This window comes from Phenylobacterium sp., from assembly GCF_030654915.1.
Taxonomy (GTDB): Bacteria; Pseudomonadota; Alphaproteobacteria; order Caulobacterales; family Caulobacteraceae; genus Phenylobacterium.
The window spans coordinates 1-24,872 of the sequence record NZ_JAURWM010000034.1; the positions used below are offsets into that span (position 1 = coordinate 1).

Annotated in this window: 24 protein-coding genes, 1 tRNA gene and 1 rRNA gene; 13 read left to right on the forward strand and 13 right to left on the reverse strand. The window is 67.6% G+C overall.

The window, feature by feature from the left end; translation table 11 throughout:
- The 5 genes from Q7T84_RS01270 (at position 1) to Q7T84_RS01290 (ending at position 4,652) form a co-directional block, all read left to right on the forward strand.
- Positions 1-1,629, forward strand: coding sequence for an ABC-F family ATP-binding cassette domain-containing protein (locus Q7T84_RS01270; RefSeq protein ID WP_304805755.1), 1,629 nt, complete (start codon positions 1-3; stop codon positions 1,627-1,629).
- Between the two features lie 170 nt (positions 1,630-1,799).
- Complete coding sequence (locus Q7T84_RS01275) at positions 1,800-2,201, forward strand: MAPEG family protein (protein WP_304805756.1); 402 nt, start codon at positions 1,800-1,802, stop codon at positions 2,199-2,201.
- Positions 2,202-2,272: 71 nt separating this feature from the next.
- Positions 2,273-3,604, forward strand: a complete 1,332-nt coding sequence (locus Q7T84_RS01280) for a TldD/PmbA family protein (protein WP_304805757.1) — start codon at positions 2,273-2,275, stop codon at positions 3,602-3,604.
- The gene (locus Q7T84_RS01285; RefSeq protein ID WP_304805758.1) at positions 3,604-4,398 is read left to right on the forward strand and encodes a 3'(2'),5'-bisphosphate nucleotidase CysQ; all 795 of its coding nucleotides are present in this window, start codon (positions 3,604-3,606) and stop codon (positions 4,396-4,398) included. The genes Q7T84_RS01280 and Q7T84_RS01285 overlap by 1 nt, the downstream gene beginning before the upstream one ends.
- A 17-nt stretch (positions 4,399-4,415) precedes the next feature.
- A complete protein-coding gene (locus tag Q7T84_RS01290; RefSeq protein WP_304805760.1) occupies positions 4,416-4,652 on the forward strand; it encodes a DUF4170 domain-containing protein in 237 nt (78 codons plus the stop codon).
- Positions 4,653-4,771: 119 nt separating this feature from the next.
- Here the strand turns inward: Q7T84_RS01290 and Q7T84_RS01295 are convergent, their stop codons facing one another.
- Entirely contained in the window at positions 4,772-5,437 is a 666-nt protein-coding gene (locus tag Q7T84_RS01295) for a beta-lactamase hydrolase domain-containing protein (protein WP_304805761.1), read from the reverse strand.
- A gap of 67 nt (positions 5,438-5,504) precedes the next feature.
- Positions 5,505-5,939: a hypothetical protein gene (locus tag Q7T84_RS01300; RefSeq protein WP_304805762.1), complete on the reverse strand. Its 435-nt coding sequence runs from the start codon at positions 5,937-5,939 to the stop codon at positions 5,505-5,507.
- A gap of 172 nt (positions 5,940-6,111) precedes the next feature.
- Here Q7T84_RS01300 and Q7T84_RS01305 point away from each other — a divergent pair, with 172 nt between their 5' ends.
- From Q7T84_RS01305 to lpxK, 5 genes are read left to right on the forward strand one after another with little or no spacing between them, the layout of a single operon-like run.
- On the forward strand, positions 6,112-7,884 hold the full coding sequence (locus tag Q7T84_RS01305) for an ABC transporter ATP-binding protein (RefSeq protein WP_304805763.1): 1,773 nt from the start codon (positions 6,112-6,114) through the stop codon (positions 7,882-7,884).
- The gene (locus Q7T84_RS01310; protein WP_304805765.1) at positions 7,881-8,600 is read left to right on the forward strand and encodes a lysophospholipid acyltransferase family protein; all 720 of its coding nucleotides are present in this window, start codon (positions 7,881-7,883) and stop codon (positions 8,598-8,600) included. Before Q7T84_RS01305 ends, Q7T84_RS01310 begins: the two co-directional genes overlap by 4 nt.
- 11 nt (positions 8,601-8,611) lie before the next feature.
- Positions 8,612-9,604, forward strand: coding sequence for a cation diffusion facilitator family transporter (locus Q7T84_RS01315; protein WP_304805766.1), 993 nt, complete (start codon positions 8,612-8,614; stop codon positions 9,602-9,604).
- An 8-nt stretch (positions 9,605-9,612) separates the two neighbouring features.
- Positions 9,613-10,869: a 3-deoxy-D-manno-octulosonic acid transferase gene (locus tag Q7T84_RS01320; protein WP_304805767.1), complete on the forward strand. Its 1,257-nt coding sequence runs from the start codon at positions 9,613-9,615 to the stop codon at positions 10,867-10,869.
- Positions 10,866-11,858, forward strand: a complete 993-nt coding sequence (gene lpxK, locus Q7T84_RS01325; protein ID WP_304805768.1) for a tetraacyldisaccharide 4'-kinase — start codon at positions 10,866-10,868, stop codon at positions 11,856-11,858. The genes Q7T84_RS01320 and lpxK overlap by 4 nt, the downstream gene beginning before the upstream one ends.
- Here lpxK and Q7T84_RS01330 read toward each other — a convergent pair.
- The 6 genes from Q7T84_RS01330 to Q7T84_RS01355 form a co-directional block, all read right to left on the reverse strand.
- Positions 11,855-13,831 (reverse strand): transglycosylase domain-containing protein, encoded by a 1,977-nt coding sequence (locus tag Q7T84_RS01330; RefSeq protein WP_304805769.1) that lies wholly within the window; start codon positions 13,829-13,831, stop codon positions 11,855-11,857. The genes lpxK and Q7T84_RS01330 overlap by 4 nt on opposite strands.
- 74 nt (positions 13,832-13,905) lie before the next feature.
- Entirely contained in the window at positions 13,906-14,973 is a 1,068-nt protein-coding gene (locus Q7T84_RS01335) for a phosphotransferase (RefSeq protein ID WP_304805770.1), read from the reverse strand.
- A gap of 136 nt (positions 14,974-15,109) precedes the next feature.
- Positions 15,110-16,384 carry a phosphoribosylamine--glycine ligase gene (gene purD, locus Q7T84_RS01340; RefSeq protein WP_304805771.1) on the reverse strand — a complete coding sequence of 425 codons (1,275 nt, stop codon included), beginning with the start codon at positions 16,382-16,384 and terminating at the stop codon, positions 15,110-15,112.
- A 51-nt stretch (positions 16,385-16,435) separates the two neighbouring features.
- Entirely contained in the window at positions 16,436-16,903 is a 468-nt protein-coding gene (locus Q7T84_RS01345; RefSeq protein WP_304805772.1) for a VOC family protein, read from the reverse strand.
- A gap of 37 nt (positions 16,904-16,940) precedes the next feature.
- Positions 16,941-17,132 (reverse strand): hypothetical protein, encoded by a 192-nt coding sequence (locus tag Q7T84_RS01350; protein ID WP_304805773.1) that lies wholly within the window; start codon positions 17,130-17,132, stop codon positions 16,941-16,943.
- Positions 17,133-17,157: 25 nt separating this feature from the next.
- Complete coding sequence (locus Q7T84_RS01355) at positions 17,158-18,186, reverse strand: 2'-deoxycytidine 5'-triphosphate deaminase (protein ID WP_304805774.1); 1,029 nt, start codon at positions 18,184-18,186, stop codon at positions 17,158-17,160.
- Between the two features lie 137 nt (positions 18,187-18,323).
- Here Q7T84_RS01355 and metZ point away from each other — a divergent pair, with 137 nt between their 5' ends.
- Positions 18,324-19,508 (forward strand): O-succinylhomoserine sulfhydrylase, encoded by a 1,185-nt coding sequence (gene metZ / locus Q7T84_RS01360; protein ID WP_304805775.1) that lies wholly within the window; start codon positions 18,324-18,326, stop codon positions 19,506-19,508.
- A 92-nt stretch (positions 19,509-19,600) separates the two neighbouring features.
- Here metZ and Q7T84_RS01365 read toward each other — a convergent pair whose 3' ends face one another.
- A complete protein-coding gene (locus Q7T84_RS01365) occupies positions 19,601-20,068 on the reverse strand; it encodes a glycine zipper 2TM domain-containing protein (RefSeq protein WP_304805776.1) in 468 nt (155 codons plus the stop codon).
- Positions 20,069-20,413: 345 nt separating this feature from the next.
- On the opposite strand from Q7T84_RS01365, the gene Q7T84_RS01370 reads away from it, so the two are divergent.
- Positions 20,414-20,971: an HdeD family acid-resistance protein gene (locus Q7T84_RS01370; RefSeq protein WP_304805777.1), complete on the forward strand. Its 558-nt coding sequence runs from the start codon at positions 20,414-20,416 to the stop codon at positions 20,969-20,971.
- A gap of 239 nt (positions 20,972-21,210) precedes the next feature.
- Here Q7T84_RS01370 and Q7T84_RS01380 read toward each other — a convergent pair whose 3' ends face one another.
- Positions 21,211-22,221, reverse strand: a complete 1,011-nt coding sequence (locus Q7T84_RS01380; RefSeq protein ID WP_304805778.1) for a phosphotransferase — start codon at positions 22,219-22,221, stop codon at positions 21,211-21,213.
- A gap of 157 nt (positions 22,222-22,378) precedes the next feature.
- Here Q7T84_RS01380 and Q7T84_RS01385 point away from each other — a divergent pair, with 157 nt between their 5' ends.
- Positions 22,379-23,632 (forward strand): D-serine ammonia-lyase, encoded by a 1,254-nt coding sequence (locus Q7T84_RS01385; protein WP_304805779.1) that lies wholly within the window; start codon positions 22,379-22,381, stop codon positions 23,630-23,632.
- Here Q7T84_RS01385 and Q7T84_RS01390 read toward each other — a convergent pair.
- The 3 genes from Q7T84_RS01390 to rrf all read right to left on the reverse strand — a co-directional run bounded on the left by Q7T84_RS01390 (position 23,629) and on the right by rrf (position 24,784).
- Positions 23,629-24,219: a CoA pyrophosphatase gene (locus Q7T84_RS01390; protein WP_304805780.1), complete on the reverse strand. Its 591-nt coding sequence runs from the start codon at positions 24,217-24,219 to the stop codon at positions 23,629-23,631. The two genes, Q7T84_RS01385 and Q7T84_RS01390, sit on opposite strands and share 4 nt — an antisense overlap.
- 316 nt (positions 24,220-24,535) lie before the next feature.
- Positions 24,536-24,612: transfer RNA gene (locus tag Q7T84_RS01395), tRNA-Met, on the reverse strand.
- A gap of 57 nt (positions 24,613-24,669) precedes the next feature.
- A 5S ribosomal RNA gene (rrf, locus tag Q7T84_RS01400) occupies positions 24,670-24,784 on the reverse strand.
- Positions 24,785-24,872: the final 88 nt, after the last annotated feature.

The following is a 24,872-nucleotide window of genomic DNA, read 5'->3' on the forward strand; positions in this document are numbered from 1 at the left end:
ATGATCCGCCTCGACAATATCTCCAAGCAGAACGGCCACCAGCTCCTGTTCATCGAAGCCTCAATGGGGGTCCAGAAGGGCGAAAAGGTCGGGCTGGTGGGTCCGAACGGCGCCGGCAAGACGACCCTGTTCCGGATGATCACCGGTCAGGAGGAACCCGACGACGGATTGGTCGTGATCGATCCCGGAATGACGATCGGCTATTTCAGCCAGGACGTCGGCGAAATGGCCGGCCAGAGCGCGGTCGCCGCGGTGATGGACGGTGTCGGTCCCGTCAGCGCCCTGGCCGCCGAAATGGCCAAGCTCGAGGCGGCCATGGTCGATCCCGACCAGGCCGACCTGCTGGACGCTGTCATGGAGCGTTATGGCGAGGTGCTGGAGCGCTTCCAGGAGCTGGACGGCTATGCGCTGGACGCCCGGGCGCGCGAGGTGCTGGCGGGCCTGAGTTTCAGCCAGGCGCGCATGGACGGCGACGTCGGCCTGTTGTCGGGCGGCTGGAAGATGCGCGTGGCGCTGGCCCGCATCCTGCTGATGCGGCCCGACGGCATGCTCCTGGACGAACCCAGCAACCACCTCGACCTGGAGAGCCTGATCTGGCTTGAGGCCTTCCTCAAGACCTATGACGGCGCCCTGTTGATGACCTCGCACGACCGCGCCTTCATGAACCGCATCATCGGCAAGGTGGTGGAGATCGACGGCGGCGACCTCGTCACCTATTCGGGCGATCTCGACTTCTACGAGCAGCAGCGCGCGCTCGGCGAGCAGCAACGCCAGGCGCAATACGAGCGCCAGCAGGCCATGCTGGCCAAGGAAATTAAGTTCATCGAGAAGTTCAAAGCCCGCGCCTCGCACGCCGCCCAGGTCCAGAGCCGGGTGAAGAAGCTCGACAAGATCGAACGCGTCGAGGCGCCGCGCCGTCGCCAGTCGGTCCAGTTCGACTTCAGGAGCCCGCCTCGGTCGGGTGACGACGTGATCAGCCTGCGCAATGTCCATAAGGGCTACGGCGCCCAGCCGATCTATGAAGGCCTCGATTTCCTGGTGCGGCGCAAGGAACGCTGGTGCGTCCTTGGCGCCAACGGCGCCGGCAAGTCGACGCTGTTGAAACTGGTGGCCGGCGCCACCGCGCCCGACCAGGGCGCGGTCAGCATCGGCGCGAGCGTCAGGATGGGCTATTTCGCGCAGCACTCCATGGACCTGCTGGACGGCGAGGAGACGATCTTCGAGTCTCTGGACAGCTCTTTCCCGCAGGCGGGCCAGGGCGCGCTGCGCACCCTGGCGGGGTGCTTCGGCTTCTCCGGCGACGATGTCGAAAAGCCCTGCCGCGTATTGTCCGGCGGCGAGAAAGCGCGCCTGGTCATGGCCAAGATGTTGTTCGATCCGCCGAACCTGCTTGTGCTCGACGAGCCGACCAACCACCTCGACATGGCTACCAAGGAGATGCTGGTCGCGGCGCTGGCGGACTTTGAGGGCACCATGCTCTTCGTCTCGCACGACCGCCACTTCCTGGCGGCCCTGTCGAACCGCGTGCTGGAATTGACGCCCGAGGGAGTCCATCAGTACGGCGGCGGCTATGCGGAATACGTCGCCCGCACGGGCCAGGAAGCGCCGGGGCTGCACCCGGGAGGGTAGCGGCTCATTCTCGTGGAGCGGTCGTCAGCCGCCCGCTTCCCACTCACAGCGGGCTCTCGGCGCAGTCGACGGGGCCACTCGTTCGCCGCCCAGGCCGCGCCCCCTTGCCCTTTGCGTAAATCCAAGCCCAACTGCGGGGCGTCGCGGGGGCGATAGAAGGACAATCTGACATGGGCGCCGTCACATCCGGCCACGCTGCGGCGTTGTGGGTCGGTCTGCATCTGATTCTGTTGCTGGTGCTGTCGCTGCTGGTCGTGCGTCAGCGCCAGCGTCACAAGGTGGCGCTCGGCGACGGCGGGGTGCCGGAACTGGCCCAGGCGATCCGCGCCTTTGGCAACGCCACCGAATATGTGCCGGCCGCCATGGTCGGGATCGCGGTGCTGGCGCTGGTCGAGGCGCCGCCGCTGGCCATCCACCTGACCGGCTTCTTCTTGTTCGCGGGCCGCCTGCTGCACGGATTTGGCCTGTCGCGCAGCGGCGGGACCTCCTTCGCCCGCGCCATCGGCATCACGCTGACCTGGCTCGCCTATGTGTTCGCCAGCGTCGCGCTGCTGTTCTACGCCATCGCCTAGCCCCCGAAGGGGGCGTTTTGGAGATAGGGAACGCGCTTGCCGCGAGCCACGCATCCCGCCATATGGCCAGCATGGAAGAGAGCCTCTTAGCCGATGTCGTCGCCGCCGCGCTGAAAGCCGGGGCCGACGCCGCTGAAGCCGTGGGCGCCGAGCGGCGCGCACTCGGGATCAATGTCCGCCTCGGCGAACTGGAAGAAGTCGAGCGCGAGGAGAGCCGCGACCTCGGCATCCGGGTGTTCGTCGGCCAGCGCCAGGCGACGGTTTCCGGCTCCGATATTTCGCCGCAGGCTCGCGCCAAACTGGTCGAGCGAGCCGTCGCGATGGCCAGGCTGGCGCCCGAGGATCCCTATGGCGGCCTCGCCCCCAAGGACCGGCTGGCCCCGGGTCCGTTCGCCGACCTCGACCTCTACGATCCGAGCGAGCCATCGCCCGAGGCGCTAGAAGAGCTCGCCCGCGTCGCCGAGGACGCCGCCCGCGCCATGCCGCGCATCACCAATTCCGAGGGCGGCTCGGCCTCGAACTCCTCCACCCATTGGCGACTGGTCACCTCGGATGGTTTCTCGGGCGTCTATCGCGCGTCGGGCTTCTCGGTCGGCGCCTCGGTGGTCGCCGGCGACGGCGAGGCGATGGAGAGTGGCTATGACGGCCGCTCCACCCGCCACCGCGCGGACCTGCCGGACGCTCACGCCATTGGCCAGGAGGCTGGCCGCCGCGCCGCCGCCCGGCTCGGCGCGCGCAAGATCGACTCCACCACCGCTGCGGTGATCTTCGAGAACCGCTCGGCCATGTCGTTGATCAGTCCGCTGATCGGGGCCATCGCCGGCCCGTCCATCGCGCGCGGCACCTCATTCCTGAAGGACAAGCTGCACCAGCAGATCTTCGCCAAGGGAATCAACATCACCGACGATCCGCACAAGGTCCGGGGACTCGGCTCATCTCCCTTCGACGACGAGGGCGTTGCCAACCGCGCCTGGTCGCTGATCGAGGACGGGGTGCTGACCACCTGGATCATGAACGCATCCTCGGCCAAGCAGCTGGGCCTTGAAACTACGGGCCACGCCTCGCGCGGGCTGGCCGGGGCGCCCGGTGTCTCGACCACCAACCTGACCCTTGCGGCCGGAACCCGCACCCAGGCCGAATTGATGGCCGACGCCGGCCAGGGCCTGTTGATCACCTCGATGTTCGGCCCCTCGTTGAACGGCAACACCGGCGACTGGTCGGTGGGCTGCGCGGGCTTCTGGTTCGAGAACGGCGAGATGGCCTATCCAGTCGCCGAGATCACCGTCGCCGGCAATCTGATCGATATCTACGGCCGACTGATCCCAGGCTCGGACCTGGAGTTCCGCGGCTCGGCGAACTCGCCCTCGCTGCTCGTGGACGGCCTGGCGATCGCCGGGCGCTGATGCAGGACTGGGCCGCCGACCTTCAACTGATCATCGACGCGGCCCGCGAGGCCGGAGCGCTGGCGCAACGGCTGCGCAGCGCCGGCCTTGACGTTCAGTACAAGGAAGGCGACTCGCCGGTCACCAACGCCGACCTGGCGACCGACGCGCTGATCAAGCAGCGCCTGACCACCGCGCGGCCGGACTACGGCTGGCTGTCGGAGGAAACCGCCGACAACCCGTCACGACGCAACCACCGGCGGCTGTTCGTGGTCGACCCCGTCGACGGTACCCGCGCCTTTATCAAGGACCGGCCCTGGTGGGCGGTCTCTATCGCCGTGGTCGAGGATGACCAGCCGGTGGCCGGCGTGGTCTTCGCGCCCGACCTGGATGAGACCTACACAGCGACCGCCAGCGGCGGCGCCTGGCTGAACGGAGCGACCATTCGCGCCTCGCAGCGCGATATGGTCGAGGGCTGCGGCATGGTCGGCGACAGCCGGATGTTCAGCCATCCCGCCTGGCCGACGCCCTGGCCCGAAATGCGTATCGAGGCCCGTAACTCCACCGCCTACCGGCTGTGCGTGATCGCCTCGGGCGCCTTCGACGCCACCCTGGCCCTGGTTCCGAAGTTCGACTGGGACCTGGCCGCCGCCGATCTGATCGCGAGAGAGGCCGGTGCCTTCGTCGGCGACCATCTGGGTCGTCCGTTCTCGTATAATGGCCTCAAACCTGCGCAACCGAGCCTAGTATGTGCGGCGCCGCGTCTCGCCCCATTGATCCTGGAGCGGGTCCGGCATATTGCCCTAATGAACTGAGCAATTTGGGGAATACCATGCCCGAGAAACAGCTTCTGCATCTCGTGATCGGCGGCGAACTTGAGGATCTGGAGCACAACCAGTTCCGAGATCTTTCCAAGATCGACTTGGTCGGCGCCTATGCCAGCCACGGCGAGGCCCTCGCCGCCTGGCGACAAAAGGCCCAGGCCACGGTCGACAACGCGCTGATGCGCTACTTCATCATCCACGCCCACAAGCTGCTCGATCCGGGCAAGGATCCGCAGCAGGACTAAGTCGGCGAGCGGCGCGGCAACCATGCGCCGCTACGCGCCGCCCCCTCACCTAACCTCTCCCGAGGGAGAGGGATTTTTCTTCTCCTCTCCCCGCCGGGGAGAGGCCGGGTGAGGGGCGCCTATTCCCGCTTCAGAATGCCCTCGGTCAGCAACCGGCCCCACATCTGGGCGCGGAAGTCGGCCTTGATGGCGGCCTCGTCATAGGCGTCGCTGTCCACCCATTCCAGGAAGCTCTGCCCCTTGGGTTCGCCCTCGGCGAGGTAGCGTTCGAAGGTGTAGTCCAACACCCCGGTCTTGCCCTGCTTCACATGCAGGTAGCGGATGTGAAGCTGCTCCAGGGCCTCCCGGATCGGCAGCCCCTTGCGGAAGTGCATGTAGAACACGCTCATGATGCCCGCCCGGTCCGCGCCGGACTTGCAGTGCATCAGAGCCGGATATTCGATGGTCTCGAACAGTTCCTTGGCCCCGTGAACCCGCGCCCGGCTCGGCACCTCGCGCGAGGTGATGGTGAAGTCGACCATCTTCAGGCCCAGGCGCTCGCAGGCGTCCTTCTCCAGCGCGTGGAAGCTGGCGTCAAACCCGCCGCGCAGATTGATCACCGTCTTGATCCCGCGCTTCTTCCACTCGGCCAGTTGGTGGGGCCAAGGCTGATTGGTGCGCACCAATTCGTCGCTGATCCAATGGGCGTTGGAGAAGCCCAGGCGCAGATAGGCGTGATCCTTCCAGAGATAATCCAGATAGGTCGAGGTGCGCCCCTTGGGCGTGGATAGATCGAAATCGGCCAAGGCGGCTTCCTGTATGAAGCGCCCTAGATATGCGTTTCAGGCGCCCGGCGAAAGCACGGCGCGTCGATCAAGCCGCTGGCGTCATGGACGCCTTGAAGGCGCTGGCCTTTCCAGTCTTCGGATCGAGCTGGCACGTGAAGCTGAATTCCGTCCAACCCGAGCCGTCCCGCACCTGGCCGCTCCCGATCAGGATCTGGTTGCTGACCAAGGTCAGGGTCGCCGGATCGTCGGTCCCCAGGAACACCCGGTCGGCGCCTGGCGCCTTCGCCTTCAACACCGGCAACGCCGCCGGACGACAGATGACTTCGGCGACCTTCTTGGCGTTGCTCCAGCCCGAAGCCAGTTGGCGCTCCTCCGGCAGCTTGAGCTTGGCGATCGACATCGAAACCACTTTGTTTTGAGCCGCTGACAGGGTTGGCTCGACCGGCGTAGCCGCCTGGCTCGCCAGCGGCGTCAGGGCCAACACGATCGCCGCGCCAAGCATCCGCATCGCATCCGTCATTCGCCGTCTCCTGTCACACCCAAGCTGCGACCCTACATCGCGGCGGCGACGAAATATCCTCACAGGTTGTTGCCCTGCCTACGCCTTTCGAGACCGGCTCGCCATATCGACCACAGCCAGGGACCAAGACCTCGTCTTGACTTCGCCGCCCTGACAGCCGACGCCAGGACAGATGAGCGAACCCGCCGCCGAACTCTCCACCCGCGCCGTGATCGGCCGGATCGCGCGCGTCTATATGGCGCCGCGCTGGAAGGGCTGGACCGTGGCGATGATCGCCGCCGTCTGCGTCGCCTATCTCAGCGCCAGCCTGATCCAGATCCTGGAGCCGGCGATCAACGACCTGTTGGTCAACCACAAGCCCGGAACGCTGCTGGCCGTGCCGTTGACCATCGCAGCTCTCGCCCTGGCGCGCGGCCTGGCCCAGGTGATCCAGGCGACCCAGGTCAACCGCATCGGCAACGAGGTGGTCGGCCAGGTTCAGGTGCAACTGTTCGGCAAGCTGGTCCGCGCTGACATGGCGCGGCTGCGCGCCACCCACTCCGGCTCCTTCGTGTCCTCGGTGCTCTACGACGCGGGCCTGATCCGCGAGGCGGCGACCTCCGGCGTCATCAACTACACCCAGCACCTGCTGACCGTGATCGGCGCGATTGTCGTAATGGTCGGGAACGACGCCATGCTGTCCCTGGTCCTGGTGATCGCCGCACCGCTGTCGACCTGGGTGATGCGCCGGTTCTCCAAGCGCACGGTGAAGGCCACCAAGGGCGCCATGGCCGAAACCTCGGCGCTCTCCACCGCGATCATGGAGAGCCTCGACGGCGTCCGGGTGGTGAAGATCGAGAACCGCGAAGCCTATGAGGAAGACCGCGTCGCCGAGGTGGTGAAGCGCCGCCAGAAGCACCTGGTGAAGGGCGCCAACGCCCGGGCGCGCGCCGCGCCGGCCACCGAGACCCTGATGACCCTGATCACCGCCGGCGTCATCGCCTACGCCGGCTGGCGCTCGCAGTCGGGCGGCATGAACGTCGGGGCGTTCGTCTCCTTCATCGCGGCCCTCGGCCTCGCCTCCCAATCGCTGCGCCAACTCGCCAACCTGCAAACCGTGATGGCCGAGGGCTTCTCGGCCGCCCGCCGGCTGTTCGCCGACCTGGACGTCGAGCCGGAGATCCGCGAGCATCCCGGCGCCAAGGAACTGCCTCTGGGCGCGGCGACCATCCGCTTCGAGGATGTCGGCTTCAGCTACGGCGCGGACGGCCCGCCCGCCCTGCAAGGCGTCACCTTCGAAGTGCGCCGGGGCGAGACCGTCGCCCTGGTCGGCCCTTCGGGCGGCGGCAAGAGCACCATCCTGAACCTTATCCCGCGCTTCTACGACGCCACCGCCGGCGCCGTGACCATCGACGGGATCGACGTGCGCGACGTGACCCTGGCCTCGCTGCGCCACCAGATCGCCCTGGTGACCCAGGAGCCGTTCCTGTTCGACGACACCATCCGCGCCAACATCGCCTATGGCCGGCCCGACGCCTCCGAAGCCGAGATCATCGAAGCGGCCAAGGCCGCCGCCGCCCATGACTTCATCGAAGCCTTGCCAGATGGCTACGCCACCCTGGTCGGCGAGGCCGGAGCGCGGCTCTCGGGCGGCCAACGCCAACGCATCGCCATCGCCCGCGCCTTCCTGAAGGACGCCCCGATCCTGCTGCTCGACGAGGCCACCAGCGCGCTCGACACCGAGAGCGAGGCCCAGGTCCAGGTCGCCCTGTCGCGACTGATGGCGGGCCGCACCACCATCCTGATCGCCCACCGGCTTTCCACGGTTCGCGGCGCCGACCGCATCTATGTGATCGAGAAGGGCAAGGTCGTTGAGACCGGCGACCACGAGTCCCTTGTCCAGGATGCGGGCCTCTACGCCCGCCTGGCCAAGAGCCAGGACCTGGAGGCGGAGCCCGCCGCTTGAAGAAGCTGCTGAGAAACCCCGGGGTCCAGGCGTTCCTCGGTTGGGTGCTATGGGCGCAGCTGGCGATCACCCGGCGCACCCGCCGCTGGCGTCATGAGAATGTCGCCTGCGTCGAGCCGGTGCTGGCCCACGAGCTCCCCGCCATCGGGCTCTTCTGGCACGGTCGCATCCCGCTGAGCCTGGGCTTGGCGGAGATCTGGTGGCGCCGCTCGAAACTGCGCTGCATGGTTTCGCCGTCCTCGGACGGCGAGTTCGTCGCCCAGGCCCTGGCGCGGGCGAAGTTCCCGGCGATCCGCACCTCCTCGGCCAAGAAGGGCGATTCCGCAAAGGCGCGCGCCGCCGTCGCCGCGATCCGCGAGGCCATCGCCTGGGTCAAGGATGGCGGCGTGCTCTTCATCACGCCGGACGGCCCTCGCGGCCCCAACGAGGTGATCGCGCCCGGAGCCCTGCAGATCGCTCGACGGACCGGCGCGCCGATCTATCTGATGGGCGTGGCGGTCTCGCCAGTCATCGTGCTCGACACCTGGGACAGGGTGAACATCGCTTGGCCGTTCGGACGCGGCGCAACGGTGTGGGACGGCCCCTACTACGTGCCGGGCGACGCCGACGACGAGGCTATCGCCGTGCTCATCGAGGACCTGTCGGCGCGGCTCTCGGCCGCCAATCGTCGGGCCGAGGCCTTGGTCGGCCACGTTGATCCCGCCGCCGGGCAGTGACACATAGGAGCATGGGTCACGACGGGCATCACCATCACGGACACGACCATGATCACGATCACGATCATGGCGCGCACGCGCATGGCGGCTCGCACGGCCACGCGCATGGGCCGGGCGGCCACAGCCACGCCCCCAAGGATTTTGGCCGCGCCTTCGCCATCGGCGTAGGCCTGAACTTCGCCTTCGTGCTGGCCGAGACCGCCGTCGGGCTATGGTCAGGCTCGCTGGCGTTGCTGGCCGACGCCGGTCACAATCTGTCGGACGTGCTCGCCCTGCTGCTGGCCTGGGGCGCGACGATCCTGGCGAAGTCGGCCCCGACCTCGCGTCGCACCTATGGCCTGCGCAAGGCCACCATCCTCGCCTCCCTGGCCAACGCCGTGCTGCTGCTGGTCGCGGTCGGAGTGATCGCCTCCGAGGCGATCCACCGCTTCACCGAGCCCGCGCCCATCGCCACCCTGCCGGTGATGATCGTCGCCGCCATCGGGGTGGTCATCAACACCGCCACCGCCCTGATGTTCATGAAGGGCCATGAGGACCTGAACATTCGCGGCGCCTTCCTGCACATGGCCGCCGACGCCGCAGTCTCGCTCGCCGTGGTGATCGGGGCCGGCGTGATCGCCCTGACCAGCCTCTATTGGATCGACCCGGCGCTGAGCCTGTTGATCGCCGCGGTCATCGTCATCGGGACCTGGAGCCTGCTGCGCGACTCCGTCGATCTGGCGCTGGACGCCGCGCCCAAGGGCATGGACGTCGAGGCCGTGCGCGCCTGGCTGCTGGCGCGGCCTGGCGTGACCGAGGTCCACGACCTGCACATCTGGGCCATGAGCACCACCGAGACCGCGCTGACCGCCCACGTCACCCGCCCACTGAACGACGACGGCGACGCCTTCCTGCACGCCACCAGCGAGGGGTTGGCCGCGAAATTCTCGATCGGCCACGCCACGCTTCAGGTCGAGGTTGGCGAGTCAGAGCATTGCCGCCTCACCCACACTCACGCGATCTGAGCCGCATCTTGCGCCCCCCCTCTCTCGCGCTCTACGCCGCCGCGACCAGCCTTATCGAACCCCTGGCGCCGGGCCTGCTTCGACGCCGCGCGGCCCGCGGCAAGGAAGACCCGGCGCGAGTGACGGAGCGCCTGGGCTACGCCAGCGTGGCGCGGCCGCCGGGTCCGCTGGTCTGGCTGCATGGGGTCAGCGTCGGCGAGAGCCTGTCGCTCCTGCCCCTGGCGCAGGCCCTGAACGTTCCTGGCCGCACGCTGCTGGTCACCTCCGGCACCCGCACCTCGGCCGAGCTTCTGGCCACGCGCCTGCCGCCCGGCGCAATCCACCAATATGCGCCGGTCGACGGGCCAGCCGCCGTGCGGCGCTTTCTCGATCACTGGCGTCCGGACGCCGGCCTATTGGTCGAGAGCGAACTTTGGCCAAACCTGATCCTGGGGGCCAAGGCGCGGGGGGTGAAGCTGGCCCTGGTCTCGGCCCGGATGACCCAGGCCAGCGCCGATGGTTGGGCGCGCGCGCCCAGCGCGGCGCGAGCCTTGCTATCGGCCTTCGATCTGGTCCTGCCGCAGGAGGCGCAGACTCAGGCGCGCCTGGAGAGCCTCGGCGCCCAAACTGGCCCGCTGCTGAACTTGAAGATGGTCGGCGAGCCCCTGCCCTTCGACCCGGCGGAACTCACCCGACTGAAGACCGTGATCGGTGGGCGCAAGGTGGTGCTGGCCGCCAGCACCCATCCTGGCGAGGAAGAGGTCATCGCCGGCGCCTTCCGCGCCACCGGCGTGGACGCCTTGCTGATCGTCGCCCCGCGTCACCCTGAACGCGGCGAGGCGCTCGCCAAGTTGCTGGCGGTCCAGGGTTTCAGCACCGCGCGACGCCGGACCGGCGAGCCCCTGACCACGGAGACCCAGGCCTATGTCGCCGACACCCTGGGCGAGATGGGCCTGTTCTTCCGCGCCGCCGATGTCGCGGTGATGGGCGGCAGCTTCGTGCCCGAGATCGGCGGACACAACCCGCTGGAACCGGCGCGGCTGGGCGTCCCGATCGTAACCGGCCCGCACATTTTCAACGCCGCTGCGATCTATGCCCAGATGTTCATTGAGGTCGCCGCCATCGAGACGCCGGACGCCGCGACCTTGACCCGGGACCTGCGCGGCCTGCTCACCCAGCCGCTGATCGCCCGCCGGATCGGTGAGGCCGCCCTGACCTATGCACAGCGCCAAGGCGCGGCGCTGGACGAGGCCCTGACCTTGCTGAAGCCCTTGTTGCCCGCATGAAGCTCTCCACACCCCGCTGGTGGTATGTGCGCGAAGGCGCGCCGGCGCCCGTCACCCGCATCCTGCTGAAACCGGTTTCATGGATCTGGGCGGCGGTCACCGCGCGCAGGATCGCCAGCACGGTCCCGGTCGATCCAGGCGTCCCGGTGATCTGCGTCGGCAACCTCACGATGGGCGGAACGGGCAAGACCCCGGTGGTCCGCGAACTGCTGCGCCGCCTGCCGAACGCGCACGGCCTGTCACGCGGCTATGGCGGCTCCGAACAGGGCCCGCTGCGGGTCGATCCGCGTATTCACAGCGTCCGCGAGGTCGGAGACGAGCCGCTGATGCTGGCCGGCGAGGCGCCGATCTGGATCGCCCGCGACCGCGTGGCCGGGGCCCAGGCCGCCGCCAGGGCCGGCGCGCAGGTCATCGTCATGGATGACGGGCACCAGAACCCCGGCCTGAAGAAGGCCCTGACCTTCGTGGTTGTCGACGGCGAGACGCGCGACAACGCCTGGCCGCTGGGCGACGGGTCGGTGTTTCCAGCCGGGCCGTTGCGCGAACCGCTGGACGTGGGCCTGTCGCGCGCAGACGCGGTGATCCTGATGCTGCCCGCCGATCTGGCCGAGCCCGATCCCGCCCTGATCAGGGCGCTGCTGAAGAAGCCGATCCTGATCGCCCGGCTTGATCCCGCCGCCCCGCCGCCGCCCGGACCGCAGGTGGGCTTCGCCGGCATCGGCATGCCCTGGAAGGTCGAGCGCGCCCTGAAGGCCGCCGGCTGCGAGCTGGCCGACTTCGCCAATTTCCCCGACCACTTCGCCTATGACGAAGCGACGCTGAAGATGCTGGCCGAGCGCGCCGAGCAGTTCGGCGCTGGCCTGGTCACCACCGAGAAGGACTGGGTGCGACTGCCGCCCGCCTGGCGCAAGCGCGTCCACGCCTGGCCGGTGCGTGCGGTCTTCGAGGACGAGGCCGTGCTGGAGCGGCTGCTAGCGCCGTTCAGCTAGAACGGCGGCTGCACCACCGCGGGCGGGGCCGCTGGCGGCGTGGGCTCAACCGGAGCGGCCGGGGCTACCGACGGCGTTTGGCCATCGACCGGCGCACCCGCGCCGTCCACCGGCGGGACCGCCAGCGGATCGACTTCCTCCACCGGGGCCGGACGCGGCGCGACCGGGGCGAGGCCGATCTGGCGCCCGTTCACCCGCACGGCTCCACGGTTCATGGCGACGCGGGCGAAGTCGCGCCATATCTCGGCGGGAAGCCCGGCCCCAGCGACGCCGTTCATCGGACTGTTGTCGTCATTGCCGACCCAGACCCCGATGACCATGTCACCGACAAACCCGACGAACAGCGCGTCGCGATAGTCCTGGGTCGTGCCGGTCTTGCCGTATGCATACTGCGAGACATTGGCGACGTTGCCGGTGCCGAAGGTCACCGCCGCCCGCAGGAGGTCGAGCAGACCATCGCGCTCGGCGCGCGGCAGTTGGCGAGTCGGGGCGACACGCACCTGCGGCACACCATAGGGCGTCACCGGGAACTGGCCGGCGGCGACGCCTGCATAACCGGCTGTGAGGTCGAGCAGTGTCATCGGCGTGGTGCCGAGCGCCAAGGTCAGGTCGTTGGGAAAGTTCGCCTCGACGCCCATGTCCTCGGCGGCCTTGACCACCGCCGCGCGGCCAACCTGCTGCGCCAGGCGCGCGGCCGCCACATTGGAGGAGCCGGCGAAGGCGTTGCGCAGACGAATCTCGCGATTGGCGTAGTGGCCCTCGTGGTTCTTCGGTGACCAGTCGGCGATGGTCAGCGGGGTGTCGAGCACCAGGCTGTCGGGGGTCATGCCGTTACGCAGCGCCGCCTGGTAGACGAACAGCTTGAAGGCCGAGCCCGGCTGGCGCTGAGCGTCCGACACCCGGTTGAACTGACTGATCTTGTAGTCCTGGCCGCCGACCATCACGAGCACCTTGCCGTCCGGGCGCATGGCGACCAGCGCGGCCTGGGTGGCGTGCAGATAGCCGCCGTGGCGCTTCAGGGCCTGGTTGATGATGCGCTCGGCCTCGGCCTGCAGCACCGAGTCCAACGTCGTCGGCACCAGAACTTCACCATAGGCGCTCTCAAAGGCCTGGCGGGCCTGAGGCGACACCCAGTCGGCGAAGTAGGTGCCGACCGGCAGCTTCTCCCGGCCTTGACGAACCCGGACGTTGCGAGCCGCGCGGGCCTGCCGCGGCGTGATTAGCCCAACCTCGACCATGGTTCCCAGCACGACCTCCGCACGCTCGCGGGCGGCGGGCAGGTCCTCGGTGGGAGCCAGCCGGGACGGCGCCTTGACCATGCCGGCCAGCATGGCCGACTCGCCGATACTCAAGGTCTCGGGCGTCTTGTCGAAATAGTGCTTGGCGGCGGCGCGCAGGCCAAACACCCCATCGCCGAAATATACGGTCGACAGATAGCGCGAGAGGATTTCGTCCTTGGAAAGCCGAGCTTCCAGATAGAGGGCGATCAGGGCTTCCTGGGCTTTGCGGCGCAGGCTGCGCTCGCTGCTCAGGAAGGCGTTCTTGGCCAACTGCTGGGTGATGGTCGAACCACCCTGCTGAACCTCGCCCTCCCCGACATTGCGCTGCAAGGCGCGCGCGATAGCGCGGAAGTCGATGCCGATGTGGCTGTAGAAGCGCCGGTCCTCGATCGCGACGAACGCGCCCGGCACATGTTCCGGAAGCTTGCTCACATCGACCGGCTGTTCCTTGTAGGAACCACGCCGAGCGAAGGGTTTGCCGTCGGCGGTGACCAGGATCAGCGTCGGATTGGGCAGGGGTTCGAGCGCTCGCCCCAGCGGCAGCGACCAGACCATGAAGACGAGCAGCGCCGCGACGATGAGCACCGCGCCGCCGGCGATCTGCCAGGGCCTGCGAAGCCAGAAAGGCCGCTTGGCCACGGCCACGTCCGTCGGCGCGCGCACGCTCTCAGGTGCGCCGGTTGGGTCGGTCATGAAATTGCGTGCTCGGACGTTGGCGGCGTGTGAGGGGCCCTATTGGCCGTCATCGCACGCCGCCGAGCCGGTTTCTAGGCCCCGGCCTTCTGAGCGTAGAGCCAGGCCGATTTCGCCAGCAGCGGCACTCGCTCGGCCATGGCGGCCGCCTGCGGGCTGTTGGCGGTGCCGTCGCGCACCCGTCCGACGATCCCCTGACAGATCCCGGCCAGGCGGAACATGTTGTAGGAGAAGAACCAGTCGAGGTCGTGCAGGCCGGTCCGCCCGGTCAGGCGGCAATATTCGGCGACATACTCGTCGATGCTCGGGATGCCGTGCGCCTTCAGGTCGGGAATCTGCGACACCCCGCCATTGACCCAGTTCATCAGCAGATAGGTGAAGTCCGCCAGCGGCTCGCCCAGGGTCGACAGCTCCCAGTCGAGCACGGCGATGACGCGCGGCTCGGTCGGATGCAGGACCATGTTGTCGAGGCGATAGTCGCCATGCACGACGGAGGTGCGTTCCTGGGCCGGCAGGCTCCTGGGGAGCCATTCGATCAGGCGCTCCATCTCCTCGAGATGCTCGGTTTCGGAGGCCTTGTACTGCTTGGTCCAGCGATCGACTTGCCGGCCCATATAGTTGCCCGGCTTGCCGTAGTCGCCCAGGCCGATGGCCTCGTGGTCGGTGTTGTGCAGGTCGGCCAGGGTCTTCAGCTTGGCCATGAAGATGGCGTGGCGTTCAGCCGGCTCGTACTGCGGCAGCTGCTGGTCCCAGAGGATGCGGCCCTCGACCATGTCCATGACGTAGAACATCGTGCCGATGACGCTGTCGTCGGTGCACAGGCCATAGGAGCGCGCCACCGGGAAGCCTGTGGGGTAGAGCGCCGTGATCACCTTGTACTCGCGATCGACCGCGTGGGCCGAGGGCAGCAGCTTGCCCGGCGGTTTGCGCCGCATGACGTACTTCTTGGTCGGCGTGACCAGCTGGTAGGTCGGGTTGGACTGGCCGCCCTTGAACTGGCGCACTTCGAGAGGCCCGACATAGCCTTCGACATTGGCCTGCATCCAGGCCGCCAGCTTGGCCTCGTCGAACCGATGGCTCTCGGCGACTTCCTTGGTGCCGCTGTTCAGCTGCTCGCGCTGTTGCTCCGCGGTGTCGACCATGGCGCTCCCCTTCATTCTCGTACGCTTGTTTGAACCACCATACCGACGCGCCCGCCCTAGGAGCAAGGCGTCAGGTGTAGTCCAAACCGAATCTTCGAAAATGTTCCGCGCCCGAAAGCTGGCTCCAGCAGGGAAACTAGCGTGCGCTCAGGGCTCGCCAACCGATGTCAGTACGATGGAAGCCGCCCGGCCAGTCGATTTTCGCCACCGCCGCATAGGCCTTGTCGCGCGCATCCTGCAGGGTCGCGCCACGGGCGCAGACATTGAGGACGCGGCCACCTGCCGCCCTCAAGGTTCCGTCGGCGTCCTGCGACGTGCCGGCGTGGAAGACCACGACGCCCTCGCCGAAGTCCTGGTCCGCCCCACGGATGATCGAACCGCCCACCGGGCTCTCCGGATAGCCGTCGGCCGCCAGCACCACGCAGATCGCCGCCTCGTCGCGCCAGACCGGGGCGGCCATCCGCCCCAGCGTGCCGTGCGCGCAGGCCAGCAGGTAAGGCACGAGATCACTCTCAAGCCGCAGCATCAGCACCTGGCACTCGGGATCGCCGAAGCGGACATTGAACTCAACCAGCTTGGGACCGTCCTTGGTGGCCATCAGCTCGACGAACAGCACGCCCTTGTAGGGCGAGCCCTCGGAGGCGATGCCTGCGAAGGCGGGCTCGGCCAGCCGCAAGCGCGTCTGCTCGATCAACTCAGGCGTAAAGACCGGAGCCGGCGAATAGGTGCCCATGCCGCCGGTGTTGGGGCCGACTTCGCCGTCATAGGCGCGCTTGTGGTCCTGAGCCGAACCGAAGACCAGGGAGTCCTTGCCGTCGCAGAGCGCGAACAGCGAGCCGATCTCGCCCTCCAAGAACTCCTCGATCACCACGCGGGCGCCGGCCGCGCCGTACCGGCCGCCGACCGCGTCGTCGATGGCCGCTACCGCCTCCGCGCGGTCCTGGGCGATGACCACGCCCATGCCGGCGGCCAGGCCGTCGGCCTTGATCACATAGGGCGGTTGGAAGGCGGCCAGCGCCGCCTTGGCGTCGTCGGCGGTCTCGCAGACCTTGTAGGCCGAGGTCGGCAGGCCGTGGCGGTCAGTGAAGGCCTTGGTAAAGGCTTTCGAGGACTCCAGCTTGCCGGCGGCGGCCACCGGTCCGAAGCAGGGAATGGCAGCGGCGTTCAGCGCATCGGCGAGGCCGGCCTCGACCGAGACCTCAGGCCCGATCACCACCAGATCGGCCGCGATCTCCTGGGCCAGCGCCACCAAGGCCGGGACATCCGTGACCTTCAGCGCGCGAAGCTCGCCCAGTGCGGCCATGCCAGGATTGCCCGGCGCCATCACCAGGCGTTTCACCAGCGGCGAGGCCGCGATCTTCCAGGCCAGCGCATGCTCGCGCCCGCCCGAGCCGACGAGAAGAATGTTCATGGCCCCGCCTTTGGCGCGAGCGGGCGCGGCGGTCAAGAAAAGGTCGCCGCGTTACTGCGTCGAACGCCCGCTCAACCAGCGGCGAACAACGCCCGCCGCGCGATCGCAGGCGTCAAGTCGCGGGCAGCTCGGCGGGGCGGTGATCTCCAAGACGACGCCGTCCGGATCCTCGAAATAGATCGACTGCTGCGCCCCATGATCCTCTTCCCAAAACCGAACGCCGACGCTCCGCAGCTTAGTCCGCCACTCGGCGAGGTCGGCGACGGCGTCGGTCGCCATCGCGTAGTGCCGGGCATCCTTGGGCAGGTCCCCATAGTCGGGAGCCGGCGCGCCTCGCAACTCCACCAGGACGATCTCCCCGCCACCTGCCAGGGCGAAGATCATCATCAGCCAGGGATAATCGCCCCAGTCCTCGCCCTCGTGCGCCTCGATCAGCGGGAGGCCGACGACATCGCGGTAGAAGGCCAAGCTTGCATCGGCGTCACGCACCGAGAACACGACGTGGTCCAGCTTGAGCATGGGACCCTCCTCGAAGGAGCCCCAGCATATCAGGCGATCAGTGTCCCCAGAACCGCCAACCCAAGTCGGCCATCGCGATCGCGGCCTTCAATACGGGCAAGGTCGGCAGGACGACGAGTTCGGCCGCCGTCACCCGCCAGATCAGCGCGCCGCCGACGAAGAACAGGCCAAGCACGATCGCCGCCGCCCCAAGCCCGACGCCCACGGTCCACCGGTCATTGCGCGGCATGCCGACTTCTCCCGGAGGCCCGGCCTCAGTTCCAGATGCGAAAGTGCTTGGAGAGCTTCAGGCCCTGGCGCTGATAGTGGGAACCCTGGTCGCCATAGAGCCGCGACGGCTTGGCGGTGAGCGGTTCGTAGACCAGGCGCGCGACGGTCTGGCCGTCCTCCAGCAGAAACGGGGTCTCGTGGCTGCGGACCTCAAGAACGCCGCGCGACCCGACACCGCCCGCCTCTTCGGTGCCGAAGCCCGGATCGAAGAAGCCGGCGTAGTGGACGCGGAATTCGCCGACCGAAGGGTCGATCGGGGTCATTTCGGCCGCTTCCATCACCGGGATCTCAACCGCCTCCTTGGAGGCCAGGATGTAGAACTCGCCCGGATCGAGCAGCAGTTCGCCGCGGCGCGGGATCAGCGGCTCCCAGAAGTCCTTGGGATCGTGACCGTCGACATAGTCCATATCGACAACCCCGGCATGGCGCCGCGCTCGGAAGCCGGCGATGCCGTCGGAGAGATCGACCCCGACGCTGCGGATCGACAGCTTCGGCGGATCGCCGCGCTTCAGGCGAAGCTGGTTCAGGCGGGTGTTGGTCCGCACCAGGATCGAGAAGGTCTGCGGCGCGATCTCGATATAGGTCGGCCCGGCGTAACCCTCCGACACGTCGTCGAAGGCGACGGAGTTATTGGTGAGCAGGCGCACGAAAACATCGACCCGGCCGGTCGAGCTCTTCGGATTGGCCCGCGCCGAGATGCCCTTGGGCAGGGCCAGGGCCTCCTGCAGCTCGGCGATATAGACACAGCCGCGCTCCAGGACCGCGCCCTTGGTCAGGTCCAGCTCATGCATCGCCACGTCTTCGAGACGCTGGCGCACCGTGCGGCCGAGCCCCGGCAGAAAGGACGCGCGCACCCGCCAGGCGCGCGCGCCGAGCCGCAGGTCCAGGCTCGCCGGCTGGACCTGATCTAGGTCGAATGGCTTGGCGGACGTGATGGCGCCGGTGGCGATCAGGTCGTCGATGGATTGGCAGGGCAGAATGCCAGGGGAACTGCTGGACGGAGCGTCGGTCATCGCCGCGACACTCGCCGTCCGCCGGCCGTCTGGCAAGGCTTAGCCGGCGGGGAGCTGCAAGCGGCGGCAGATTTTCCACGGTGGCGAAGCTCGGGCCTCGGGTTTAGAAGGCCCTGCCCCTTTGGAAGGACGAGAACATGGCCGAAGATCCGCGCGATTGGCAGCAAGAAACCAAGCTGGTGCGCGGCGGCCTGGCCCGCTCGCCCTATGGCGAGATTTCCGAGGCGCTCTATCTCACCCAGAGCTTTTCGTATGACACCGCCGGCGCGGCCGATAAGCGGTTCTCCGGCGAGGATCCGGGCTTCATCTACCAACGCTTCGGCAATCCGACGACGCAGATGTTCGAGGATCGCCTAGCCTTGTTGGAGGGTGCTGAATCCTGCCGCGCCACCGCCTCGGGGATGTCAGCGGTGCATGTCGCCCTGCAAGGCCTGGTCCGGGCCGGCGACCACATCGTGGCGGGCCGGGCGCTGTTCGGCTCCTGCCGCTGGATCCTGTCGGAATGGATGCCGCGCTTCGGCGTGGAGGTCACCTATGTCGACGCCACCGACCTCGCCGCCTGGACGAACGCGGTGCGCCCCACCACCAAGGCCTTCCTGGTCGAGACCCCGGCCAACCCGCTGCTGGAGGTGACCGATGTCGCCGCGGTGGCGAAGATCGCCCATGCCGCCGGCGCGAAGCTGGTGGTCGACAACGTCTTCGCCACCCCGATCTTCCAGAAGCCCTTGGTGCTCGGCGCCGACATCGTCGTCTATTCGGCGACCAAACACATCGACGGCCAGGGCCGCGTCCTTGGCGGCGCCATTCTGGGCGCCGAGCCGCTGATGACCGAAGCCTATAAGGACATCCTGCGCCATACCGGCCCGGCGCTGTCGCCGTTCAACGCCTGGGTCCTGCTGAAGGGCCTGGAGACGATGGAGCTGCGGGTCACCCGGCAAACCGAAAACGCGGCCAAGATCGCCGACGTGATCGGCGCGCACGCCAAGACCAAGACCGTGCTCTATCCGGGCCGGGCCGACCACCCGCAGGCCGCCATCGTCGCCAGCCAGATGACCGGCGGCGGCACCGTCGTGGCCTTCGACCTCGGCGACCGCGCAGCCGCATGGCGGTTCCTCGACGCGCTGGACATCGTCGACATCTCGAACAATCTCGGCGACGCCAAGTCGATGGCCACCCATCCGTCGACCACCACTCACCGCTCGATGCCCGAAGAGCAGCGGCTCGAGATCGGGCTGACCGAAGGCTGGGTGCGGATGAGCGTAGGCCTCGAGAGCGTGATCGACCTTACCCGCGACGTGAGCCGAGCCCTCGACGCCGCCTGATCCATCAAAAAGCGCCCTGGCTTACACCAAGGCGCTCATTCAATTGCTGATCGTAACGGGCGCGCTCCGCCATCGGCGGAGCGCTTCGCAGACTAGCGGCTGACCCGCGTGTTGACGCCGTCCGACGTCACCCGCACGCGATCGCCAACGCGGAAGTCGTTAACTCCGCCTGGCTGCACCACAGCGATATTGTTGCCGTTATCCAGCTTCACGGTCAGCTCCAAACCGGGCGTGTTCTGCGAGCCCTGGATCGCGCTGCCGAGCGCGCCGCCGGCGACGGCGCCTGCCACGGCGCCAGCCGCATTCGCCGCGGTGCCGCCCCCCAGCTGGCTGCCGGCGATGCCGCCGAGCACAGCGCCGGTCCCGGTGCCGACCATGGTGCTGTCAGGGCGGATATTGACCGGACGAATGCTGAGGATCGATCCAAAGTCCACCGACTGCGCCCGCATCGCTTCGCCGCGACCATAGGAATTAGCTGTCGGCGTCGCGGTACAGCCCGCGACAAGGAGTCCGGAGACCAGAGCGGGGATCAAGAAGAGGCGATGGTCTTTAAGATTCATGTGAAATCTCCAACAGCGTCGCGACCTGATCGCCGCGCAAATTTTCCGACCATGCAAATCGCTACATCACAATCATAGGTCGTCAAGAGCCGAGTTTCGATCATTGCATGTCCCAGAACCTCCGGCCCGGACAAGGATCCGTCGCGCCGGGCTGTGCTCGGAACACCGAAACTGAATGCAAATCCGGGCCTTTTGATCCCGACCAAGGGTTTTACCCGAGCTTTCAAGCCTAGCCGCCGTCGACTCCGGTGATCGCCACACGTCTTCCCTTGCTCACCGGCCCTGATCGTGCTCGCCTATGAGACGAGCGCTCGAAAAAAACAAGCCAAGGTACGGGAGAAGCCAATGGCAGTCTTCAGGTTCTCAAGCAAAGTCTCCGCAGCCGAACCCGTGTGGGTTCGCTCGCTGCTTGGGGTTGTCCTGCTCTTGAGCGGAATTCTCGTCCTGACCGACATCATGCTGGTCAAGACCGTCAGCGCCTGGGTCATCGGCGGGGCGGCGGTCGTCGCCGGCGCCTTCGAACTGATCCACGCCTTTTGGACAAAAGGCTGGGCCAGCGCGACGCCGCGGATCCTGCTCGGCTTCCTCTATGTCGTGTTCGGCCTCGTCCTGATCACCCAGCCGTCGTTCCGGGGCGTCTTCCTGACCTACGCCCTCGGCTTCGCCCTTGTGCTGTCCGGCCTGGTCCGGCTGCCGGTCGGCTTTAAGTTGAGCACCTCGCTCGGACGGTTGCTGATCATGCTCTCCGGCGCGTTCGGGATCGTCGCTGGCCTGATCATCCTCAGCGGCTGGCCGATCTCGGGCATCCAGGTGATCGGAACGCTGCTGGCGATCGACCTGATCTCGCAAGGCATTGGTTGGCTGGTGGTGGCCTGGCGCCGCGGGCCGGGACTGTCCGGCTAAGCCTCAGGAGCCGAGGCTGTCGTCGCCGCCGAGGGCGCGATAGAGCGCCACGCGATTGACGGCGGCCGCCAGTTGGGTGGACACCAGGGACTGCTGAGCGCTGTAGAGCGAGCGCTGGGCATCCAGGCTTCTCGATCAACACCATCACCCTGTTCGCCCTGTAGGTTCCAAGCCGCGCATGGAGATGACGCCGCGTGACCAAATCGGCACACGCCGACGCATATCTGCGAACACCGCGATCAGCCCTGCCTCACCACACTCAAAACCTCTTCAAACCCTGGCGCGGCGAGCCCGTGGATGAAGGCGGCCAGCGACATCTTGCCGAAGGCGTAGGCGGTCTCGGGAGAGCCGGACCGCAAGCGGCCGTCCGCCACCGCGGCACGGAAGTCGGCGGGGGAGAACGCCTCCAGACCCGGATCGACGGTTGCACCTGCGAAGCCTTCGAGCACGACGCAGCCGTAGAACAGCCGAACGAGCAAGCGCATCACCGCAAGTCGAGCACGTAGATACCGATCCGGCGCCCGGCCGAGTGCGGCTTCCAGCAGAGCCTCCTCCAGTCCCGGGGCCTCGGCCAGGTCCGTGGTCAGGATCGCAAGGTCCACCAGCCGATCATTGCGGAACGCCAGCTCCCAGTCGATCAGCCACAGGCGGCTCCCATCAAACAGAATGTTGCGCGGGTTTGGATCGTTGTGACTGGAGACCAGCGCCGCCGAATCCCAGGGCAACACGGCCCGGATGCGCGCGAGGCCCTGGGCGTGCGGCTCAAGCGCGCCGGGCGGAAACAGGCCCGACCCGCTCAGGGACGCCAGCATGGCCTCAATCATCGCCGGATAGTCGCCGATGATCGGGAATTGGGTCGCGGTCTGCACTTGCGTGACCAGCCCGGCAAGTTCTCGCACAAGCCCCATCGATCCGCCCGGATGTTCGGCGAGCGGGCGGCCGGCGACGAAGTCCATGATCGCCACGCCGGCGCCGGCGTCGGCATAGTGCAGCGGCGGCGCCGCGCCCACGGCCGCGGCCTGGGCCATGCAGACAAAGCCCCGCTGCCGATCGTGCAGCGCGACACGCTCGGGTTCGACCCGCAAGACATAGGCGCGCGCCTTAGCCTCGAAACGCAGGAGTTGAGCGCCGGAAACCCCGCCGGAGATGGGTCGGAAGTCATCGATCGCCCCGCCGCCGAACGTCGCGCTCAGGGCATCTTGGACGTCGCGGCGCCGCGCCTCCGCGATCAACTCGGTCAAGCCAGTCATGGTGGTTCCCCTCGCCGCCTGGCAGGCGGCCTTCGCCGGTCATTGAATCGCGCCGCAATGCCGAGCTTAGCCCCGCCCGGCTCCAACGGTCGCCATTCCCGCTACAAAATGAGCGCGACGGCTTGCCTCCGGCCGACCGCTGCGTTGATGGTCTGTGATGAGCGACGATCAGACCTCGAGCGGCCTCGCAGCAATGGAGCCACTGGCCCGCGGCGAGACCAGCGTCTGGCTGCGCCAGCCTGGTCGTGGCGTAGTCGCCGACGAGGCGCCGATCAGCCTCGAGGAGGTCACCGAGGCTCGAGCCAGGTTCGTGAGGTTCGAGCCCGTGCTCCACGCCCTGTTCCCTACCGATGGCTGGGAAGGCCAGATCCGCTCTGAGCTCATCGACTATCCAGCTACGCCCAATCTGCTGGTGAAATGTGACCACGCCTTGCCGATGGCCGGATCGGTCAAGGCGCGCGGCGGCGTCTATGAACTGCTCTGCTACGTGGAGGACCTGGCCCTCCGGCGCGGGTTGCTTGCGCCCGGCCAACCCCTCGAGGCCCTGCTGTCCCCGGCCAGCCTCGCTGTCCTTGGCGCCAGCCGCGTCGTCGTCGCCAGCACCGGCAATCTCGGCTTCGCCATCGGCCGAGTGGCGCGGGCGTTCGGACTGCAGGCGCAGATCCACATGTCTCATGACGCCAAGACCTGGAAGAAGGACCGCCTGAAAGCCATCGGCGCCACCGTGGTCGAGCACGCCAGCGACTACACCGGCGCGGTGGCCCGCGCGCGTCTGGCTGCGGAGGCGAAGGGCGCCTATTTCATCGATGACGAGGACTCCCGCCGGCTGTTCGTCGGCTACGCCGCGGCAGCAGCCGAGCTGGCCAGCCAAGTTTCCGCGCGCGGCCTGGAGATCGGGGCCGGCAGCCCGCTGATCGTCTACCTGCCCTGCGGGGTCGGCGGCGCGCCGGGCGGGATCACGGCGGGTTTGAAACAGATCTACGGCGAGCACGTCCTGGCGGTCTTCGTCGAACCGGTCGCCTCGGCCTGCGTCTTCGCCGCCTTGGCGGTCGGCGGCGGCGCGCCGGTCAGCGTCTATGACTTCGGCCTACGCAACGACACCATAGCCGACGGCCTGGCGGTGCCCTCGGCCTCCCCGTTCGTGCTCCAGGCCATCGGCCGCAACATCGACGCCGTCGTCGCGGTCACCGACCAGGCCATGGTGCGATGGGTCAGGCGAGCCTGGGCCGAGGCTGGCCTGCGGCTAGAGCCGTCAGGCGCCTCAGGCTTCGCCGCGCTCGCGCCGTTCATCGATCAGGCGCGAACCGCTGGCCTGATCACGGACGACGCCAGGCCGGTGCATGTGGTCTGGACGACGGGCGGCTCCATGTTGCCGGAGGCGGAGTTCTCCGCCCTGCTAGCCACCGACTAGCGCCAGGCGAACACTGGCTGCTCAAGATCGACCACGCGCGTGACGCGGCCGGCGACCAGTTCTCGAAACTGATAGATCAGGGCCGCGGTCGGGGCGTGGATGTAATGCCCGCCCACACGCAAGCGGACCACCCGAAGCGCGCTTTCCGGGATCATCTCGAAATCGACCGCGTCGTCCTCCAGGATCTGGTCCAGACGGAACCGGTGCGCCGAGGCGACCTCGTGCGGATTGAGCCGCATCTCGCTGGCGTCGTCCAGCCAGGTGACAACCGGGCTGACCGCGTAGCCGGAGCGGGTTGGATAGTCATCCAGCACGCCGAGCACATCTTGAGGCGGAACCTCCAGGCCCAGTTCCTCGTGGAGTTCGCGCAGGGCGGCTTCCTCTAGGGTTTCGCCGGGGTCGCATCGCCCGCCGGGCAGCGCCCACTGGCCGGCATGGGCGCGCATCTGAGCGGCCCGGCGCGTGAGCAAGAAGGCGGTCTGACCCGAGCCGTCGTCGGCCTCCACCAGAGTGATGGCCACTGCGGCGCGTTTGAGGTCGGCGCCGTCGTGGGCGATGCGGGGAAAGGTGAGACAGCGCGCGGACAACGCCTCCCGGACAGCGGGGGAGAATGGATAGCTCATCGCATCTGGGTAGCCTGGACGCGCATGATCGAGAAGCCCCGCGTCCACAACGCCTCGTCGTTCGGGGCCGCCGTCACCTCGGGGGCGGGGGTCTCCCGCGCCGCCGCGAGGCCCGGAGCCCGGCGTTCATCGTCGTGAATACTCCTTCATTACTGTATAGGACTCGCGCGAGCGGTGTTTCCCGGGTGGTTAGCGCCGTTCGGGCTTGGATACGGGCAGCGCCTGGGCCCTGAAACGCCTAAAGCCCCCAGCTGTGAGGCTGGGGGCTTTATGGGATGCTTGGGTGCGGGGACAGGATTTGAACCTGTGACCTTCAGGTTATGAGCCTGACGAGCTACCGGGCTGCTCCACCCCGCGGCAAAGCTGTAGGTTAGTGATCGTGATTGAAGGGTTTTGATTTCATCCGTTTGGTAGACCTGGCGGCGACCTACTCTCCCGTGCCTTAAGACAAAGTACCATCGGCCCAGAGAGGCTTAACGACCGAGTTCGGAATGGGATCGGGTGGGGACCTCTCGGCAAAACCACCAGGTCAACGAAACGGATATTTGAGAAGACATCACTGCTGAAAGCGCGATTTCTGAAGCGCATTCATGAATTTCACTAAGAACGATCAAGCC